20 protein-coding genes are annotated in these 17,392 nt (G+C 71.3%); 10 read left to right on the forward strand and 10 right to left on the reverse strand.

Annotated features, from left to right (window positions below):
• Positions 1-57 precede the first annotated feature (57 nt).
• The gene (locus tag ACLQ25_RS10235; RefSeq protein WP_425730656.1) at positions 58-1,017 is read left to right on the forward strand and encodes an asparaginase; all 960 of its coding nucleotides are present in this window, start codon (positions 58-60) and stop codon (positions 1,015-1,017) included.
• Between the two features lie 166 nt (positions 1,018-1,183).
• On the opposite strand, the gene ACLQ25_RS10240 is transcribed toward ACLQ25_RS10235, so the two are convergent.
• On the reverse strand, positions 1,184-1,981 hold the full coding sequence (locus ACLQ25_RS10240) for an alpha/beta fold hydrolase (protein WP_425730657.1): 798 nt from the start codon (positions 1,979-1,981) through the stop codon (positions 1,184-1,186).
• Positions 1,982-2,094: 113 nt separating this feature from the next.
• Between ACLQ25_RS10240 and ACLQ25_RS10245 the strand changes: the two genes are divergently transcribed.
• The 6 genes from ACLQ25_RS10245 (at position 2,095) to ACLQ25_RS10270 (ending at position 6,418) form a co-directional block, all read left to right on the forward strand.
• Positions 2,095-2,691 (forward strand): helix-turn-helix domain-containing protein, encoded by a 597-nt coding sequence (locus ACLQ25_RS10245; protein ID WP_425730658.1) that lies wholly within the window; start codon positions 2,095-2,097, stop codon positions 2,689-2,691.
• Positions 2,688-3,431 (forward strand): hypothetical protein, encoded by a 744-nt coding sequence (locus tag ACLQ25_RS10250; protein WP_425730659.1) that lies wholly within the window; start codon positions 2,688-2,690, stop codon positions 3,429-3,431. Before ACLQ25_RS10245 ends, ACLQ25_RS10250 begins: the two co-directional genes overlap by 4 nt.
• A 72-nt stretch (positions 3,432-3,503) precedes the next feature.
• On the forward strand, positions 3,504-3,824 hold the full coding sequence (locus ACLQ25_RS10255) for a DUF2516 family protein (RefSeq protein ID WP_355050857.1): 321 nt from the start codon (positions 3,504-3,506) through the stop codon (positions 3,822-3,824).
• On the forward strand, positions 3,821-4,708 hold the full coding sequence (locus tag ACLQ25_RS10260; RefSeq protein WP_425730660.1) for an alpha/beta fold hydrolase: 888 nt from the start codon (positions 3,821-3,823) through the stop codon (positions 4,706-4,708). The genes ACLQ25_RS10255 and ACLQ25_RS10260 overlap by 4 nt, the downstream gene beginning before the upstream one ends.
• Positions 4,709-4,719: 11 nt before the next feature.
• Positions 4,720-5,457 carry an alanyl-tRNA editing protein gene (locus tag ACLQ25_RS10265; RefSeq protein ID WP_425730661.1) on the forward strand — a complete coding sequence of 246 codons (738 nt, stop codon included), beginning with the start codon at positions 4,720-4,722 and terminating at the stop codon, positions 5,455-5,457.
• A gap of 46 nt (positions 5,458-5,503) precedes the next feature.
• Positions 5,504-6,418 (forward strand): SDR family oxidoreductase, encoded by a 915-nt coding sequence (locus tag ACLQ25_RS10270; protein WP_425730662.1) that lies wholly within the window; start codon positions 5,504-5,506, stop codon positions 6,416-6,418.
• Here the strand turns inward: ACLQ25_RS10270 and ACLQ25_RS10275 are convergent.
• Positions 6,402-7,406, reverse strand: coding sequence for a helix-turn-helix transcriptional regulator (locus tag ACLQ25_RS10275; protein WP_425730663.1), 1,005 nt, complete (start codon positions 7,404-7,406; stop codon positions 6,402-6,404). The genes ACLQ25_RS10270 and ACLQ25_RS10275 overlap by 17 nt on opposite strands.
• A gap of 68 nt (positions 7,407-7,474) precedes the next feature.
• On the opposite strand from ACLQ25_RS10275, the gene ACLQ25_RS10280 reads away from it, so the two are divergent.
• Both ACLQ25_RS10280 and ACLQ25_RS10285 read left to right on the forward strand, forming a co-directional pair.
• The gene (locus ACLQ25_RS10280) at positions 7,475-8,266 is read left to right on the forward strand and encodes an EI24 domain-containing protein (RefSeq protein WP_425730664.1); all 792 of its coding nucleotides are present in this window, start codon (positions 7,475-7,477) and stop codon (positions 8,264-8,266) included.
• Position 8,267: 1 nt separating this feature from the next.
• A complete protein-coding gene (locus tag ACLQ25_RS10285) occupies positions 8,268-8,783 on the forward strand; it encodes an O-acetyl-ADP-ribose deacetylase (protein WP_425730665.1) in 516 nt (171 codons plus the stop codon).
• Between the two features lie 95 nt (positions 8,784-8,878).
• Here ACLQ25_RS10285 and ACLQ25_RS10290 read toward each other — a convergent pair whose 3' ends face one another.
• Entirely contained in the window at positions 8,879-9,775 is an 897-nt protein-coding gene (locus ACLQ25_RS10290; protein WP_425730666.1) for a GNAT family N-acetyltransferase, read from the reverse strand.
• Between the two features lies 1 nt (position 9,776).
• Entirely contained in the window at positions 9,777-10,190 is a 414-nt protein-coding gene (locus ACLQ25_RS10295) for a RidA family protein (RefSeq protein ID WP_425730667.1), read from the reverse strand.
• 116 nt (positions 10,191-10,306) lie between these two features.
• Between ACLQ25_RS10295 and ACLQ25_RS10300 the strand changes: the two genes are divergently transcribed.
• Positions 10,307-10,660, forward strand: a complete 354-nt coding sequence (locus ACLQ25_RS10300) for a hypothetical protein (protein WP_425730668.1) — start codon at positions 10,307-10,309, stop codon at positions 10,658-10,660.
• 102 nt (positions 10,661-10,762) lie between these two features.
• Here ACLQ25_RS10300 and ACLQ25_RS10305 read toward each other — a convergent pair whose 3' ends face one another.
• From ACLQ25_RS10305 to ACLQ25_RS10330, 6 genes are all read right to left on the reverse strand, one after another.
• Positions 10,763-11,770: a LacI family DNA-binding transcriptional regulator gene (locus ACLQ25_RS10305; protein WP_425730669.1), complete on the reverse strand. Its 1,008-nt coding sequence runs from the start codon at positions 11,768-11,770 to the stop codon at positions 10,763-10,765.
• Between the two features lie 19 nt (positions 11,771-11,789).
• Positions 11,790-13,169, reverse strand: coding sequence for a GH1 family beta-glucosidase (locus ACLQ25_RS10310; RefSeq protein ID WP_425730670.1), 1,380 nt, complete (start codon positions 13,167-13,169; stop codon positions 11,790-11,792).
• Entirely contained in the window at positions 13,166-13,999 is an 834-nt protein-coding gene (locus ACLQ25_RS10315) for a carbohydrate ABC transporter permease (RefSeq protein WP_425730671.1), read from the reverse strand. Before ACLQ25_RS10315 ends, ACLQ25_RS10310 begins: the two co-directional genes overlap by 4 nt.
• Complete coding sequence (locus ACLQ25_RS10320; protein WP_425730672.1) at positions 13,996-15,036, reverse strand: carbohydrate ABC transporter permease; 1,041 nt, start codon at positions 15,034-15,036, stop codon at positions 13,996-13,998. The genes ACLQ25_RS10315 and ACLQ25_RS10320 overlap by 4 nt, the downstream gene beginning before the upstream one ends.
• A 69-nt stretch (positions 15,037-15,105) precedes the next feature.
• Positions 15,106-16,413: an ABC transporter substrate-binding protein gene (locus tag ACLQ25_RS10325; protein ID WP_425730673.1), complete on the reverse strand. Its 1,308-nt coding sequence runs from the start codon at positions 16,411-16,413 to the stop codon at positions 15,106-15,108.
• 182 nt (positions 16,414-16,595) lie between these two features.
• A complete protein-coding gene (locus ACLQ25_RS10330; protein ID WP_357129102.1) occupies positions 16,596-17,354 on the reverse strand; it encodes a maleylpyruvate isomerase family mycothiol-dependent enzyme in 759 nt (252 codons plus the stop codon).
• Positions 17,355-17,392: the final 38 nt, after the last annotated feature.

Raw genomic sequence — 17,392 nt, forward strand, 5'->3', positions numbered from 1 at the left:
TGACGACCTGGCCACCCCGCCGACGGGCGGCCCGATCTCCTGGGTACCGTCCAGCACGTGGGAAAGACGTACGAGGGCGGCGTGCCGCTCGCCGAGGTGGTCCGGTCCGGGTTCGTGGAGGGCGGACACCGCGGCTCGGTGGTGGTGCTGGACGCAACCGGGGCGCCGCTGGCCGAAGCCGGGGACGTGACCGCGCCGATCTTTCCGCGCTCGGCCAGCAAGCCGATGCAGACGATCGGGATGCTCCGCGCCGGCCTTCCGCTCAGCGACCCGGCCGACCTGGCGTTGGTCTCGGCGAGCCACGCGGGGGAGGACTTCCACCTGGCCCGGGTCGGCGCGCTGCTCGACCGGGCCGGGCTGGACGCCTCCGCGCTGCACTGCCCGCCCGACCTGCCGGCGGGCGTGGCGGCCCGGGAGGCGGTGCTACGTGCCGGGGGTGGACCGAGTCGGGTGCAGATGAACTGCTCCGGCAAGCACAGCGGGATGCTGCTGACCTGCGAGGCCGCCGGATGGCCCCGGGACGGCTACTGGCGGCCCGAGCACCCGTTGCAGCAGGCGCTGCGAGCGGCCGTCGAGGAGTTCACCGGCGAGCCGGCGGCGGCGGTGGGCGTGGACGGCTGCGGCGCACCGGTGCTCGCGGTGTCGCTGACCGGCCTGGCCGGGGCGTACCTCCGGCTCGTCGACGCCGAGCCCGGCTCGGCGCCGCGCCGGGTGGCCGACGCGATGCGGGCCCACCCGGAGATCGTGGGCGGCACCCAGGCCGACGACACCCGGCTGATGCGCGGGGTTCCGGGCCTCCTGGCCAAGATCGGCGCCGAGGGTGTGTTCGCGGTTGGACTGCCGGGCGTCGGCGCGGTGGCCCTCAAGATCGACGACGGGGCCGACCGGGCGCGCATGCCGGTGCTGGTCTCGGCGCTGCGGCGGCTCGGCGTGGACGCTCCCGTGCTGACCGAGTACGCCGAGGCGCCCCTGTTCGGCGGCGGCCTCCCAGTCGGCGCAATCCGCCCCCTCTGGTAACCCCCACCCCACCCCACCCCACCCGCCTTCACCCGCCTTCACCCGTCATCGCCCACCCACCCCGCCTTCGCCCCGTTGATCATGAAGTTATTGCCACCCGCGTCGGCGTGTCGTGGCATTAACTTCATGATCAACGAAGTGAGTGGGGGTGGGGTGGGGGTGGGGGTTAGGGCAGGAAGTTCAGGAGGGCGGTGGTGACCGGTTCTGGACGCTCCAGGGGGAGCAGGTGCGCGGCGTCTGGGACGTCCGGCAGTCGTACCGCGTTCGGGACCTCGGCGGCGATCCGGTCGGCGAGGTGGCGGATGTCTGGGACGTCCGCCGCGCCGGCGGTGACCAGGACGGGGATCTTCAGCTCGTCGAGACGGCCGATCGCCGGTGGCGTCAGCTCTCCCACCTCGACCGCGCCGAGCGCGAACTCGGCGGCCAGGGCGCGCTGGTCCATCTCCTGCGCGAACGCCAGCAGTTCGAGGTCGACGTCGGCCGGCTGACGCGCCGGGCCGACCACCCAGAAGCGCACCTCGCCGGCCGCGCCCGCCACGAAGTCGTCCGGGTCGACCTCGCCGACCAGCTCGTCCCAGAGATCGTTGGCCTCGTCGGACCACTCGTTGCCGGAGACCGCCGTGTCGAACAGGGCGAGCGCGCTCACCCGGTCCGGATGGGCCAGTGCGGTGTCGACGGCGACCGACCCGCCGAAGGAGCAGCCGACCAGGGCGGCCTGTGGCAGGTTGAGGGCGTCCAGCAGGCCGGCCACGTCGTCGTGGTGTGCGAACGGCGTCGGCGGCAGCTCGGAGTCGCCGTACCCGCGCAGGTCCGGGACGATCACCCGGTGCCGGGCGGCGAGCGCGGGTACGACGCCCCGCCACATGCGCCGGTCCGCGATGCCGGCGTGCAGCAGGACGACGGGCGAACCGCTGCCGGCCTCGTCGTACGCGAGAACTGCTCCATTGACTGTGATCTTGTGCACCAACGGACCGTACGGACCGGTTGGGGTGGGGCGCAAACGGGACGTTGAGACCTTGCTAACTCTGGCTAGCGTTTTGCTTGCAGGAGTTAGCGGATCCGATTAGCGTCGGCACCATGGCGACACCAAAGGACCTCCCCGACGTCGGCGGGTTCATCCGCGATCTGCGCCGTAACGCCAAGATCTCGCTGCGCCAGCTTGCCGAGCAGGCGGGGGTCAGCAACCCGTACCTGAGCCAGATCGAGCGCGGCCTACGCCGGCCGAGCGCCGAGGTGCTCCAGCAGCTGGCCAGCGCGCTGCGGGTGTCGACCCCGGCCATGTACCTGCGGGCCGGGCTGCTCGACGACAAGGAGGGCCACGGCGTGCTCGCCGCCATCGCGGTGGACCCCGACCTGACGATGGCCCAGAAGCAGTCGCTCAGCCAAATCTACGAGACCTTCCGCCGGGAGAACGCCCGGCTGTCCGAGGCCCAGGCCGCAGCCGGGGCGACCACCCCGACCGATGTCGCCGACGAGCCCGCCGACGTGGCCAACCTGGCCGCGACCGGCCCCACCACCGAGGGCGGCACCCCGACCGAGGCCGTGCTCGAGTCGGTCGCCGTGACCGAGGCGGGCCCCGCACCCGCCCCGAGCAGCACCCCCCGAGAGAACGCCCCGAGCGGCACCCCCGAGAAGAAGAAGGCCGCCGAGACGGCCGAGGAGGAGACGTCATGACCGAGCCGAAGACCAATCGCATCCCCGCTCCCATCTACGCCGCCGCCGGTGCGGCCGAGCTGGCCATCGAGCAGCTCCGCAAGCTGCCCATGGCCGTCGGTGTGCACGGCACCCGGGTCGTCGCCGATCTGGGCGGCCGGGCGGTGCTGACGGGCTTCGAGCTGCGTCAGAAGGCCACCGAGACGCTGCGTACGGCCACCGAGACCGCCGGCACCCTGCGCGACCGCGCACAGGCCGAGCTGGACCTGGCCAAGCTGCGCGAGTCGGCCGACCTGGCCAAGCTTCGCGAGGTCGCCGACATCGAGAAGTTGCGCGCCGCCGCCACCCGCAACGCGGCCGTGGTGGTCACCGCTGCCCAGGCGGCCCAGGAGCGGGCGTTCGCGGCGTACGGCGCGCTGGTGGCTCGCGGCGAGCGGGTCGTCGGCGCCGGCGTTCTGGAGGCCGCCGAGACGGTCAACGCGGACATCGAGGCCACCGAGGCGACGACCGCGACGGCCCAGACCGCGACCACGACCGCCACGACCGCCACCACGGCCACGGCCACAGCCGAGACCGCGACGACGGCGCAGGCGACGCCCGCCCCGGCGGAGGTGCCGAGCCCGGCCGAGGTCGCCGAGATCGCGGAGGCCAAGCCGGCCGCCGTCAAGAAGGCCACCCGGGCGAAGGCCGCGAAGCCGGCCGAGACCCCGTCGGCAAAGCTGCCCTCGGCCACCAAGCGGACCCGCCCGGCGGCCGAGTAGTTCACACCTGTCGGCGATCCCGACGGCGTCCTTGTCGGACGTAGTCGGGGTCGTCGACATAAACTTGCCGGCATGGCCACCGCCGCGCCGATCTTCGCGTTCGAAGTCCGTTACGTGATCGAGCTGATTCTGCTCGTCTTCGCGTTGATCATTCAGGGTGTCGCGCTGGTGCATGCCATCACGCAGCGGTCCGACGCCTTCGCCGCCATCGGGACGCTGCCCAAGGGCGGCTGGATCGCGATCCTCGCGGTCTGCCTCGTCCTGATCCTGCTCAGCCGCGGTCCGATCAGCCTCTTCGGACTGATCGGCATCGCCGCCGCGCTCATCTACCTGCTCGACGTGCGGGTCGGTCTCCGCGACCTGAGTGACGGCAACGGCAAAGGGTTCTGGTGAGGGGTTTCCGCTGGCCTCCTCCACCGGACAGCGGCCCCCGCACCTTCGGTCCGGGCCCGGGCGGGCCGCGCACCGGCCGTCCGGCGATCCCCGATCCGGAGACCGAGCTCGTCGACACGCCGCACGGCGTGCAGTTGGAACGCCTGGTCACCGGCGTCGGTGACCCGGTCACCGTCTTCGCGCACGGGCTGGGCAACGGGATCGCCACCACGCGACCCTTCGGCAGTGGGGTGGCCGGTCGGCGGCTGTTCTTCCAGTTCCGGGGGCACGGTCGTTCGGAAGCGCCGCCCGGCTCGTGGACCTACCTCGACCTCGCCCGTGACCTGCGGGCGATCGCGGATCTCGGCGGCGCCAGCCGGGCGTTCGGGGCGAGCCTCGGCGCGGGGGCGCTCTGCCGCCTGCTCGCTGAGAGTCCGGAGCGCTTCGAGAAGCTGGTGTTCTTCCTACCGGCGGCGCTCGACCAGCCGCGTGGTCCGGCCGCCTGGGACCGCGTCGGCGCCCTGGTGGATGCCGTGGCCAGCGGTGACGCGGGGGCCGTCGCGGACGTCGTCTCGCTGGAGCTGCCGGCGGCGGTGCGCAACACGCCGGCCGGCTGGGCGTACCTGCGGCAGCGGCTGGACCAGTTGCTCCGCGACGGCCTGAACGAGGGCCTGGCCACCCTGGCGGGGCAGGTGCCGCTGGACGACGCCGGTGTGCTGTCGGCGGTCACCGCGCCGGCCCTGGTGATCGGGTGCGCGGGCGACGACCTGCACCCGGTCGAGGTCGCCGAGCAACTCGCGGCCGCGTTGCCCCGGGCCACCCTGCACGTGTACGACCGTCCCGGGTTCCTCTGGTCGGAACGCGCCGACCTGCGGGGGCGCATCTCCGGCTTCCTCAACGGGTAACGTGCCCTGTCATGGGCGTCACACAGCACGGCCGGACGCAACGGCTGGATCTCGCCGACCCGACCCTGCGCGAGTGGACCTGCACGGTTCTGCACGCCGACCCGGAGCAGGGCATCGTGCTCGACCGTTCGGCGTTCTACCCGGGTGGTGGTGGCCAACCGCCGGATCACGGCGTGCTGCTCTGGCAGGGCGTGCAGACCCGGATCGTCGGCACGCGAAAGGGCGACGACCCGTACCTGGTCCCCGCCGAGGGTGACCCGTTGCCGCCGGTCGGCACCGAGGTCGTCGGCGCGGTGGAGGACGAGCGCCGGACCCGTCTGATGCGTACCCATTCGGGGTTGCACGTGCTCTGCGGGGTGGTGTTCCGCGACTTCGGTGCGCTGGTCACCGGCAACTCGATGGAACCGGGCGAGGCTCGGATGGACTTCAACCTCCCCGAGGTGCCGCCGGACTTCAAGAGCCGCATCGAGGAGCTGGTCAACGCCGAGGTGGCTGCCGACCGCTCGGTCGCTACCCGGGTGCTGCCGCGTACCGAGGCGTTGGCTCTGCCGGACATCATCCGTACCCAGTCCAACCTCATCCCGCCGGACGAGCAGGAGGTGCGGATCGTCGACATCGTCGGTCTGGACGTCCAGGCGGACGGCGGCACCCACGTCGCGTCCACCGCCCAGATCGGCAAGGTGCAGGTGGTCAAGGTGGAGAGCAAGGGTCGGGCCAACCGGAGGGTCCGCGTCCGGCTGGTGGATTGACGAATCCGGACGGCGGCTGTCAGGTATCGCTGGCAGCCTCGCAGGCATGACACCACCGCTCGCAGGAAAGATCGCGCTCGTCGCCGGTGCCACGCGGGGCGCCGGACGACAGATCGCGGTCCAGTTGGGCGCCGCCGGCGCCACCGTGTACGCCACCGGTCGCAGCAGCCGCGCCGGCCGTTCGGAGATGGACCGGCCGGAGACCATCGAGGAGACCGCCGAACTGGTCACCACGGCCGGCGGCACCGGCATCGCCGTGCAGGTCGACCATCTGGTGCCGGAGCAGGTCCGCGACCTGGTCGCCCGGATCGACGCCGAGCAGGGCGGCCTCGACGTGCTGGTCAACGACATCTGGGGCGGCGACCCGCTGGTCACCTGGGACAAGCCGGTCTGGGAGCAGCCTCTCGACAAGGGGTTCCGCACCCTGCGGCTGGCCATCGACACGCACATCATCACCAGCCACTTCGCTCTGCCGCTGCTGATCCGTAAGCCCGGTGGCCTGGTCGTCGAGATCGGTGACGGCACCAAGGCGTACAACGACGGGAACTACCGCCTCTCGGTCTTCTACGACCTGGCCAAGACCTCGGTCAACCGGCTCGCCTTCAGTCAGGCGCACGAGCTGAAACCGCACGGCGGCACGGCCGTCGCGCTCACCCCCGGCTGGATCCGCTCCGAGGCGATGCTGGAGCACTTCGGGGTCACCGAGGAGACCTGGCGCGACGGCGCCGCCACCGACCCGCACTTCCTCATCTCCGAGACGCCCGCCTTCGTGGGCCGCGCGGTGGCCGCGCTCGCCGCCGACGAGGACAAGGCCCGCTGGAGCGGCCAGTCCGTCGACGCGGGCATGCTGTCCAAGGTGTACGGCTTCACCGACGTCGACGGCAGCCAGCCGGAGGCCATCCGGTACATCGTCGAGGTGGTCGGCGCGGGCAAGCCGGCCGACGTCACCGGGTACCGCTGACGCCGTCGGCCACCGCCGGGCCGTCGTAGCGTGCGGCGGCCCGGCGTGCCGCGTCCGCCATGCGTCCGCGCAGCTCCGGCGGGTCGAGCGCCTCGACCTCCGGGCCCAGCGCCAGCAACTGGGCGTACGCGACGTCGACCGTCTCCACCGGCAGCCGCGCCACCACCCAGCCCTGCCCGTCCGGTTCGCTGATGGTGGTGACGACCTCGTCGTACACCTCGGGGGCGTCGACCACGTGCCGGAGCTGGCGCAGGCCGGCGGGGCTCAGCCGGACGGTGACCTCGGCCCGCAGTATGGTCCGCAGGAACGACCCGGCCTGCTCCCGCCAGTGCCCGGCCAGGTCGAAGCCCTCGTTGCGCGCGAACCGCTCGTCGTCCACCTCGACGCCGGTCACCCGGTCCACCCGGTAGGTGCGCATGTCGTCGCCGACCCGACCGACCAGATACCAGGTCGCGTTCTTGAGCACGAGCCCGTACGGCTGAAGGTGCCGGGTCACCTCGTCGCCGCCCCGCCGGTAGCGCAGCCGTACCAACCGATCGCCCCAGACAGCCCGTGCCAGCTCGGTGAGCCAGGGCGGTGGCGGCGTCTCCTGGAACCAACCCGGAACGTCCAGGTGGAACCGCTGACCTGTGCGTACGGGCGCGTCGCGCAGGGCCGGTGGCAGTGCGGCGAGCACCTTCAACTCGGCGGCGGCGACCGCGTCGGCCAGACCCATGTCGCCGGCCGGTCCGGGCAGACCGGCCAGGAACAGCGCCTCCGCCTCGTCACGGTTCAGCCCGGTCAGCCGGGTCCGGTAGCCACCGAGCAGCCGGTACCCGCCGGCCCGGCCCCGGTCCGCGTAGACCGGAACACCGGCGGCGGACAGCGCCAACACGTCCCGGTAGACGGTCCGCTCGGAGACCTCCAGCTCGTGTGCCAGCTCGCCGGCCGTCATCGAACCGCGCGCCTGCAACAACAGCAGCAACGAGATCAGTCGGGAGGCGCGCACCCGCCCATCCTGCCTCCTGCCGCTCGCCGTCCGGCGGATTCGATCACCGGTCGTTAGGCTGCTCGATCGTGGACGCCAGCAGAATCGCCAGCCCGGTCACCGGGGCCGTCGGACGCTTCCTCCTCGGGGTGCGGCTGCTCCTGCGCGGACTGGGCCTCTACGTGCGCAGCCCGAAGCTCATGCTGCTCGGTATCGTGCCGGCGCTGATCTCCGGCGTGCTCTTCGTGGCCGCGTACGCCACCCTCGTCTACTTCGTGGACGACCTCGCCGCCCTGGTCACCCCGTTCGCCGACGACTGGTCGAGCACCGGCCGCAGCCTGGTCCGGGTGATCGCCGGCCTGGCCTTCCTGGGGATCGGCGGTCTGCTCGCGGTGATCAGCTTCACGGCGGTCACCCTGGTCATCGGCGACCCGTTCTACGAGAAGATCTCCGAGAAGGTGGAGGAGCGCCTCGGCGGCACCTCGGACGCCGTGGACGTGCCGTTCTGGTCGTCGCTGCGCCGCAGCACCGCCGACTCCGTACGCCTGGTGGCCCTCACCGCCCTCGTCGGCATCCCGCTCTTCCTCGCCGGCTTCATCCCGGTGGTGGGCCAGACGGTCGTGCCGGTGATCGGGGCGGCCGTGGGTGGCTGGTTCCTCGCGGTCGAGCTGGTCGGAGCGCCGTTCTACCGACGCGGCATGCGGCTGCCGCAGCGCCGGACGATCCTCAAGGCGGACCGGCCCACGGCGCTCGGTTTCGGAGTCGCGGTCTTCCTGTGCTTCCTCATCCCGCTCGGCGCGGTGCTGGTCATGCCGGCCGCCGTCGCCGGCGCGACCCTGCTGGCCCGCCGCTCGTTGGGCCAGTCGATCGAGGAGAACTGACGTGGAGATCACCCTGATCCAGGGCGACATCACCGAGCAGCGGGTCGACGCCATCGTGAACGCCGCGAACTCGTCCCTGCTCGGCGGCGGTGGAGTGGACGGCGCGATCCACCGACGCGGCGGCCCCGCCATCCTGGCCGACTGCCGGGCGCTGCGCGCGTCCAAGTACGGCAAGGGGCTGCGCACCGGGCAGGCGGTGGCGACCACCGCCGGGAACCTGCCGGCCCGCTGGGTCATCCACACGGTCGGCCCGGTCTTCTCGGCCGCCGAGGACCGGTCGGGGCTGCTGCGCGACTGCTACGCCAACAGCCTGCGGGTGGCTGACGAGCTGGGCGCGTCCACGGTGGCGTTCCCGCTGATCTCCGCCGGGATCTACGGCTGGCCGGTCGACGACGCGGTCCGCCAGGCGCTGACGGTGCTCCGCTCGGCCACGCCCGCCACCGTCACGGAGGCCCGCCTGGTGCTCTTCGGCGCGGACACCCACGCGACCGCCCGCGACGTCTTCGAGGCGGCGTGAGCCTCATGCCTTGATCACTTGATGCTGACCAGTTGGAAATCCCCTCTGGGAACTGGTCACCATCAAGTGATCACCGCGAGCCAGTCGGAGTCGCGTCAGGTGAGGTCGGCCAGGCAGGTCCACTGCGACGCCACCGGGCGGTAGCCCAGCCGGGCGTTGATCGCCAGCATCGGCGCGTTCGACTCGTCGTTCGAGGTGTACGCGATCCGTACGCCGGCCTCCGCGGCCCGGTGCAGCGCCGCCGTCTTGGCCAGCCGGGCAAGCCCTCGACCCCGGTACGCCGGGATGGAGCAGGTGTAGTCCGACCACATCCGCTCACCGTCCCGCTTGACCAGGCTGAACGCGGCGACCTCGCCGTCGACTTCGGCGGCGGTGCTGGCCGTCTTGTCCAATCCGATGTTGTCCCACACGTCGTACCGCCAGCTCTCGAAGCTGACCGCGTCGACGGGCACGTCACCGGGTTCGTCGACGGCCGAGGCGACGTCGGCCTCGTAGAGCAGGTTCGGGTCCATCTCGGCGATCGGACGTAGCCGTACGCCCGGAGGCGGCTCGGGCAGCGCGGGCGGTGGGGTCAGGTCCAGCGCCGAGTAGCGCACCTCGCGGCTGGGCGTGAACCCGTGCCGGTGGGCGAACGGCAGCGAGTCCGGCGTGGCCGTGGCGCGGACGCGGCGCACCCCGAGAGGACGGAGGTGGTCGGTCGCGGCGGTCAGCAGCGCGGTCCCGATTCCCCTGCGACGATGCTCCGGGTGTACGTGCAGCGTGCTGACGTCGCCGAAGCCCTCCACCGAGGTCGAGGTGTTGGGCTCGGCGGACGTCCAGCCGACCACCTGGCCGTCGACCTCGGCCACGAACGCGATCCAGCCCTCGACCGGCGGCGGTTCGGCGATCATCTTGCGGGTCGACTCGACGCCGCGCACCAGGTACGGGTGGACGATCGCCCGGAGCGCCACCACGGCAGCGGCGTCGTCCGGCTGAGCTGGGCGGATGCGCATGTCAGGCCCCCGTCCGTACGGCGGCGACGGCCTCGACCTCGACGAGCTGGTCGGTGTAGCCGAGCACGGCCACACCGAGCAGCGTGCTGGGCGGATCGTGGTCGCCGAAGGAGTCCCGGACCACCTCCCAGACGGTCACCAGGTCGGCCTGTCGCGACGAGGCCACGTACACGGTGTTCTTGACGACGTCGGTGAGTCGCGCGCCGGCCGCGCCGAGGGAGGTCTCCAGGTTCGTCATCACCTGCCGGGCCTGCGCGGCGTGGTCGCCCGGCGCGACGGTACGACCCTCGGTGTCGAGCGGGCACGCGCCGGCCGTGAACACCAGGCGGGCGGGCGGTTCGACGGTGGCCGCGTACGCGTACTCGGCGACGTCGGAGAGAGCGGGCACGTGCAGCAGCGCGACAGGATCCGGCATGCCGGCGAGGCTAACGACGATCGCCCGCCGCAGCGACGGATTAACCGGCCCCTGCCCCGTGCCCGGGATCGGTAGGGTGCAGCGCGGCGAGATCGAATGGCGTCCTGGAGGCTGGTATGACCGAGGCGTACGACGACTGCCGGCTCTTCGTGGACGGTATCGGGCCGGCCGAGGAGGCCGCAGCGCGATTGACGGGCTCTCGGGGCTATCAGCGGGACAACCGGTCGTTGCGGGTGACGGACGGGGTCTGGGCCGACGTTCGGAAGAACAAGTCCATTCCCTGGAACGCGGAGGCGGATCTGATCGCCCAAGCGCCGGCGTTCCTGACCTGGCCCGTGACCGTCGAGGTGCACCGGGACGCGGGGGTCGACGACCAGACGATGCTCGACGCGGTCCGACGGCTGGTCGCCGATCTGCGAGCGGTCGGCGCAGAGGTGGTCGTCGCGGCGGACTTCGAGGAGGAGTTGTGACAGGTCACAACTTCAGGGAAGTAGTGGCCTCCCGGCGCTGGGAGGCAGCAACAACACTGAAGTTGCGCGGATCTTGAAACGCGGATCTTGAGAGCGCGGCGGTCACGCCGAGGCGCGGACGACCAGCTCGGTGTCGAGCATGACGGCCGGTTCGATCGCCTCGCCGGCCGCTAGTCGGAGCAGTTGCCGGGTCATGCGTCGACCGAGTTCGACGATCGGCTGGCGGACGGTGGTCAGCGGCGGCTCGGTGTACGCGGCGGTCTCGATGTCGTCGAAGCCGACCACCGCCACGTCCTCGGGCACGCGCCGGCCGGCCGCACGCAGCGTTCGCAGGGCGGCGTGCGCCATCAGGTCGGAGGCGGCGAACACCCCGTCCAGGTCGGGGTGGTCGTCGAGGAGCTGGTGCATCGCCGCCGCGCCGGACTCCCGGGTGAAGTCGCCGACGGCGACCAGCTCGGGTAGCCCGGCGGCGGCGACGGCGTCCCGGTAGCCGTTCAGCCGCTCGATACCGGCGACCATGTCGGGTGGGCCGGCGATGGTGGCGATCCGCCGCCGACCGCTGTCGATCATGTGCCGGACGGCGGCGGTGACGCCGCCGACGTGGTCCACGTCCACGTACGGCACGGGTACGTCGCCGAGCGGCCGGCCGCTGACCACCACCGGGATGCCGAGGCGGGCCAGCGTGCCGGGCAGCGGGTCGGCGCCGTGCAGCGAGGCGAAGAGCACCCCGTCGACGTGGCGGCCGGTCGTGTACCGCTCGACCCGCTGGTGCCCGGCCGGTGAGCCGGCCAGCATCAGCACCAACTGCTTGTCGGCGGCCTCCAACTCCTGACTCACGCCCCGGATGATGCCGGGGAAGACCTGGTCGTCGGAGAAGACCCGGGTGGCCGCCTCCGGCATGACCAGGGCGATCGAGTCGGTGCGCTGGGTGACGAGGCTGCGGGCGGCGAGGTTGGGCACGTACCCCAACTCGGCGACCGCCCGCTTGACGGCCTCCCGGATCGGCTCGGCGACGGTGGTGGAGCCGTTGACCACCCGGGAGACGGTGGCCCTGGACACCCCGGCTCGTGCCGCCACCGCCTCCAACGTCGGCCGGTGCGCCGTCGTCATCGTGACTGTCCCCCGCTCGTCACAGCCCGTTCCGGGAGATCACCTCCTGGTACCACCGGGCGCTGGCCTTCGGTGTGCGCCGCTGGGTCAGGTAGTCGACGTGCACGATCCCGAACCGCTTGCGGTAACCCTCCGCCCACTCGAAGTTGTCCAACAATGACCATACGAGATACCCGCGCAGATCAACGCCCCGGGAGATCGCCTCGTGGGCGGCCCGCAGGTGCCCGTCGAGGTAGGCGATCCGGTCGTTGTCGATCACCTGCCCCAGTCCTTCGGACGACTCGGTGCCCGCCTTGTCGGGGAACGCCGCGCCGTTCTCGGTGATCAGCAGCGGCACACCCGGGTAGTCGGCGGCGATCCGTTCCAGCAGCCTCGTCAGCCCGGCCGGCTCGATCATCCAGCCCATGTCGGTGAGGGGTCCGCTCGGCGGCAGGAAGTGCACGGCGCCCTCGGTGCCCGGGTACGCGCCGTTACCGTCGCCGTCCGGGCGCCCCGCCACGTAGGTGGGCGCGTAGTAGTTGAGCCCGAGCAGGTCGATCGGGGCGGCGATCAGCTTCTCGTCGCCGTCGTGGATGAACGTCGGTTCGACGATGCGCGCCACGTGCTCGCGTACGTCGTCGGGGTAGCCGCCGGTCAGCAGCGGGTCCAGGAAGATCCGGTTGTGCAGGCCGTCGACCAGACGGACGGCGGCGGCGTCGGCGGCGCTCTGCGGGTCGGCCGGTCGTACATCTGCCGGGTTGATGGTGATGCCAACGCTGCGCGCGCCGGCCGCGCGCAGCGCCCGCGCCGCCAGGCCGTGCGCCAGGAGCAGATGGTGTACGGCGGTGAAGGCCGCCGCCCCGTCCCGCTCACCCGGGGCGTGCACGCCGTTGCCGTACCCGAGGTAGGCCGAGCACCACGGCTCGTTGAGGGTGGTCCAGGTGTCGATCCGGTCGCCGAGGCGGGCGTGGACGGCGGTGGCATAGGTGGCGAAGTGCTCGGCGGTCTCCCGGTTGGTCCAGCCGCCCCGGTCCTCGAGGCTCTGCGGCAGGTCCCAGTGGTACAGGGTGACGATCGGGTCGATGCCCCGGGCGAGCAGCGTGTCGGTGAGGCGGTCGTAGAAGTCCAGTCCGCGCGGGTTGACGGGACCGCTGCCGTCGGGCTGGATCCGGGGCCAGGCGACCGAGAACCGGTACGCCGCCAGGCCCAGCTCGGCCATCAGCGCCACGTCGTCGGCGTACCGGTGGTAGTGGTCGCAGGCGACGTCGCCGGTGTGGCCCTGGTAGACCTTTCCCGTCGTACGACAGAAGGTGTCCCAGATGGACGGACCGCGACCGTCGTCGCGGGCCGCGCCCTCGATCTGGTACGCGGCGGTGGCTGCTCCCCAGAGGAAGTGTTCGGGAAATCGGATCTCGTTCACGCCTTGACCGCACCTTCCATGATCCCGCCGATGATCTGGCGACCGAACAGCACGAAGACCAGCAACAGGGGCAGCGTCGCGATGGCCGTGCCGGTGAACACCTGTGACATGTCCTGGTAGTACCCGTCGGACAGCGCCCGCAGGGAGAGCTGAACGGTCGGATTGGCCGGGTCGTTCAACACAGCGTACGGCCACAGGAAGTCGTTCCAGGTGGTCATGAACGTGAGTAGCCCGAGCACGGCGGCGGCCGGGCGCAACGCCGGCAGCACGACGTGGAACCAGATGCGCGCGGTGCCGCAGCCGTCCATCCGGGCGGCCTCGATCAGCTCGTCGCTGATGGCTTGGCCGGCGTACTGCCGCATCATGAACACCCCGAACCCGGTGACCAGCACGGGAACGATCACCGCGGGCAGCCGGTCGTTCCACTGCAACTTCGTCATGAGCAGGTAGAGCGGGATCACGCCGAGCTGCGTCGGCACCATCATGGTCGCGATGATCACCAACAGCAGCGCGTTGCGGCCCCGGAAGCGCAGCTTCGCGAAGGCGAACCCGGCCAGGCTGGAGAAGAACACCACCGAGACGGTGACCGTGGTCGCCACGATCACCGAGTTGATCAGGCCGGTCAGGAAGTACGCGTCGGTGTTGTCGAACAGCCGGGCGATGTTGGCGCCCAGGTTGTTGCCCGGCGTGATCGGGGGCGGCAGTTGGCCCATCGCGTCGCTGGTACGGCTGGCGACGACGAACATCCACCAGATCGGGAAGATCGACAGGACGGCGGCGCCGACCAGGGCGAAGTAGGTGAGCGGGCTGGCCCGCCAGAGCCGGCTCATCGGGTTCCCTTCCTGCCGGGTCCGGCTGAGCCGCCTCTGCCGGGTCCGGCTGGGCTGCTTCTGCCCGCGCTGGACGAGCCGCCGAGGCGGCGCAGGACCAGCACGTTGACGGCCGCGACGAGGGCGATGAGCGCGAAGAGCAGCCACGCCACCGCCGATCCGTACCCGAAGTTGTAGTGCGGCGCGAAGGCGTTCTCGAACATGTACATGGTCAGGGTCTGCGACTCGCGTAGTGGTCCGCCGCGGATCGGGTTAGTCCCCGAGTGGAACATCCGGGGCTCGGTGAAGAGCTGAAGACCGCCGATGGTGGCGATGATGGTGCAGAAGATGATCGTCGGCTTGAGCAGCGGCACGGTGACCGACCAGAACTGTCGGGCCCGGCTCGCGCCGTCGATCGCCGCCGCCTCGTAGAGGTCGCGGGGGATGGCCTGCATCGCGGCCAGGAGAATCAGCGCGTTGTAGCCGGTCCACCGCCAGTCGACCATGGCGGAGATCGCGACCCAGGAGGCGATCCGGTTTGACTTCCACCCGATCGGATCCAGCCCGATGAGGTCGAGCAGCCAGTTGACCATGCCGAACTCGCGGCCGAAGAGCACCCCGAAGACGATCGCCACGGCGGCCGTGGAGGTCACGTTGGGGACGAGCACCGCCATCCGCCAGCCCGTACGCCCCCGCAGGCCCCGGTTCAGCAGGTTGGCCAACCAGAGCGCGGCGAGCAACTGCGGCACGGTCGAGATCACGAAGATGCCGAGCGTGTTGACCAGCGCGTGCCAGAAGTCCACGTCGGCGAGCAGCCGGGTGTAGTTCTCCGCGCCCACGAACGGATGGTCGGTGCCGAGCAGGTCCCAGTCGTGCAGCGAGACCCAGAAGGTGTACGCCAGCGGGTAGACCCCGAACACCGCGAAGAGCAGGAAGAACGGGGCGATGTAGAGGTACGGCGAGTAGCGGGTGTCGAGGTGGCTGAGCCGACCCGACGTTCGGCGGTGGGGTCCGGCCGCGGGTGCGACCGGTGGGCGGGCGTCGAGCTGGACGGTCATGCCCGGAAACTCCTTTCCGTCGTGCGGGCGGGAACCGGGGTCCGGCGCCCGCCCGTACGCTGGCTCGGGCTACTTGGCGGCGGCCTTCTTCGCGTTGGTCACCGCGTCCGTCCAGCCCTGCGCGGGGCTGCGCTGGCCCAGCTCCACGGTGCGTACGGCGTTCTCCACCTCGGTACGCACGGCCTGGTTCTTGGGACCCATGTAGACCGGCTTCAGGCTCTTCGCGCCGGTGCCGAAGATGGACCCGACGGGCGCGTCGGAGAAGTACGCGTTCGTCGACTGGGCGATCGCCGGGTCGTCGAGCGCCTGCGGCGACGACGGCAGCGGCCCCTTGGCCTTGAACGCGCCGATCTGGCCCTTGGCGCTGGTCAGGAACTTGGCCAGCTCGATGGCCTCGGCCTGGTGCTTGCTCTGCTTCGGTACGGCGAGGTGCGACCCACCCCAGTTGCCGCCGTTGCCGGGCACCCGGGCGATGTCCCACTTGCCCTTGGCGGCCGGGCCGGCGTTGCCCTCGATGACCCCGGTCATCCAAGCCGGGCAGGCGATCGTGGCGAACTTCGTCTGCTTGAAGGCGGACACCCACTCCTCGGACCACGAGCCGTACTTGCCGGAGAGACCCGAGTCGATGATGTCCATCGTGGTGTCCCAGGCTTGCCGTACGGCCGGGTTGCTGTCGACCACGACGGTGCCGCTGGTGTCGTAGTAGCTGTAGCCGCTGCTGTTGCCGGCGGTCTGCAACAGGATCGTGTTGAAGGTGTTGGTGGCCGCGTCGAGGAAGGACGCCCCGGTCTTGGCCGCGACGAACTTCTCCCCGGTGGCGATGTAGTCCTGCCACGTGGGCCAGAGTTTCGACACCTCGTCCCGCTCGGTGGGCAGGCCGGCCTTCTCGAAGAGGTCCTTGCGGTAGCACATGGCGATGCCGCCGACGTCGGTGCCGAGGCCGATGAGCTGCTTGCCGTCGGCGGTCAGGCCGGCGTTCCACTTCCACTCCAGGAAGTTGCCCTTGAGATCGGCGGCGCCGTGGTCGAGCAGGTTGACGAAGTTGTTCGGATTCGCCTTGTACTCGACGAGCAGACCCTCTTCGATGGCCACGATGTCGCCGGCGCCCCGGCCGGCGGCGAGCCACTGGGTCAGCTTCGGTGAGTACTCGTCGAGGTTGCTGCCGGTGCCCCGCTCGACGATCTTCACGTCGGGGTGCGCGGCCATGTACTCCTGGTAGAGCTGGTCGTAGCCGAACTGGCCGAAGACGTCGACGGTCAGCGTGACCGGCCCGTCCGCCTCAGCGTCGTCACCGCCGCCGCAGCCGGCGGTGACGAGCAGGGCGGCTGTTGCGGCGAGGGCCACCGCGGCGAGGCGGCGGCGCGGAAGGACAGCCATCGTATGGACCTCTCTCAGGGTGATGAGGTGGTGGTAGAAGACCAAGAGAGCGCTCTCACGCAAGGGTGGTTGCTCTACCGCACCGTGTCAAGAGAGCGCTCTCCCGAATCTGTCCCCGCCTATGCGTCGAGGGCGTCACCCCGGTCGGGGTGACGCCCTCGTCACGCGGGGCTGTCGCTGGATCAGCCGGTACGCAGACCCTCCAGCAGCGCGCGGTCGCCCGTGACGTCGAGCGTCTCGAAGCTGACCCGGCCCCAGAGCGCCAGCAGCAGGTCGCTCGCGGTGCCGCTGACCTGCGCGCGGGCGTGGTGGTCGTCGTGGTCGAAGATGGTCGCCGTGTCGAGCAGCGCCACCCCCTCGCCGCGCAGCCGCAGGTACCACTCCTGATCCGCGTCGGTCGCCGCGAGCTGGACCACCCCGCGCCAGTCGCCCTTCACCTGCCGCCGGCCGGCCGGCAACCAGGTGTCCAGCACCTCGCTCACCCCGTCGGCGGCCAGCTTCGCCTCGACCGGCTCACCGGCCGCGATGGCGAGCTGGGCGTCCCAGCGGTGCACCGCCGTCTCGTGCGCCATCCGTCGGGGCCAGAAACCGGCCTTCTTCGGCTGCGGGGCCCAGTTCCACGCCGGCGCCTCCGGGTCGAGCCCGTCGAACAGGGTCATCAACTGGTCGTACCCGTGCTGCCAGAGCTGAAGGGCGCTGACGCCGGACGGCACTTCGGACGCGTCCCGGCGGGGCGGCGCCTCGGTGCTGCCCGACCCGGCGAACGAATAAACCCAGTGGTAGAGGCCCGCGAGGTGCAGAGTGAGATCATTGACCGTCCAGCCGGGACAGGACAGCACGGGTGTCTCCGGCGGTGCCTCGGCAACCGCCGCGGCGAACGCCGGACCCTCGGCCCGGAGTGCCCCAATCCAGAAATCCTTGCTGCCCTGCACTCTGCTCATCGCCATCCTCCCGGGGGTGCCGGGCCACCAGTAGGTGC

This window comes from Micromonospora sp. DT44 (assembly GCF_049841635.1).
Taxonomy (GTDB): Bacteria; Actinomycetota; Actinomycetes; order Mycobacteriales; family Micromonosporaceae; genus Micromonospora.

Bases quoted from the DNA above. Each gene is read 5' to 3' on its own strand.
- ACLQ25_RS10245 (WP_425730658.1), top strand. From the start codon at position 2,095: ATGGCGACACCAAAGGACCTCCCCGACGTCGGCGGGTTCATCCGCGAT.
- ACLQ25_RS10250 (WP_425730659.1), top strand. From the start codon at position 2,688: ATGACCGAGCCGAAGACCAATCGCATCCCCGCTCCCATCTACGCCGCC.
- ACLQ25_RS10255 (WP_355050857.1), top strand. From the start codon at position 3,504: ATGGCCACCGCCGCGCCGATCTTCGCGTTCGAAGTCCGTTACGTGATC.
- ACLQ25_RS10265 (WP_425730661.1), top strand. From the start codon at position 4,720: ATGGGCGTCACACAGCACGGCCGGACGCAACGGCTGGATCTCGCCGAC.
- ACLQ25_RS10270 (WP_425730662.1), top strand. From the start codon at position 5,504: ATGACACCACCGCTCGCAGGAAAGATCGCGCTCGTCGCCGGTGCCACG.
- ACLQ25_RS10290 (WP_425730666.1), bottom strand. From the start codon at position 9,775: ATGCGCATCCGCCCAGCTCAGCCGGACGACGCCGCTGCCGTGGTGGCG.
- ACLQ25_RS10295 (WP_425730667.1), bottom strand. From the start codon at position 10,190: ATGCCGGATCCTGTCGCGCTGCTGCACGTGCCCGCTCTCTCCGACGTC.
- ACLQ25_RS10300 (WP_425730668.1), top strand. From the start codon at position 10,307: ATGACCGAGGCGTACGACGACTGCCGGCTCTTCGTGGACGGTATCGGG.
- ACLQ25_RS10305 (WP_425730669.1), bottom strand. From the start codon at position 11,770: ATGACGACGGCGCACCGGCCGACGTTGGAGGCGGTGGCGGCACGAGCC.
- ACLQ25_RS10315 (WP_425730671.1), bottom strand. From the start codon at position 13,999: ATGAGCCGGCTCTGGCGGGCCAGCCCGCTCACCTACTTCGCCCTGGTC.
- ACLQ25_RS10320 (WP_425730672.1), bottom strand. From the start codon at position 15,036: ATGACCGTCCAGCTCGACGCCCGCCCACCGGTCGCACCCGCGGCCGGA.
- ACLQ25_RS10325 (WP_425730673.1), bottom strand. From the start codon at position 16,413: ATGGCTGTCCTTCCGCGCCGCCGCCTCGCCGCGGTGGCCCTCGCCGCA.
- ACLQ25_RS10330 (WP_357129102.1), bottom strand. From the start codon at position 17,354: ATGAGCAGAGTGCAGGGCAGCAAGGATTTCTGGATTGGGGCACTCCGG.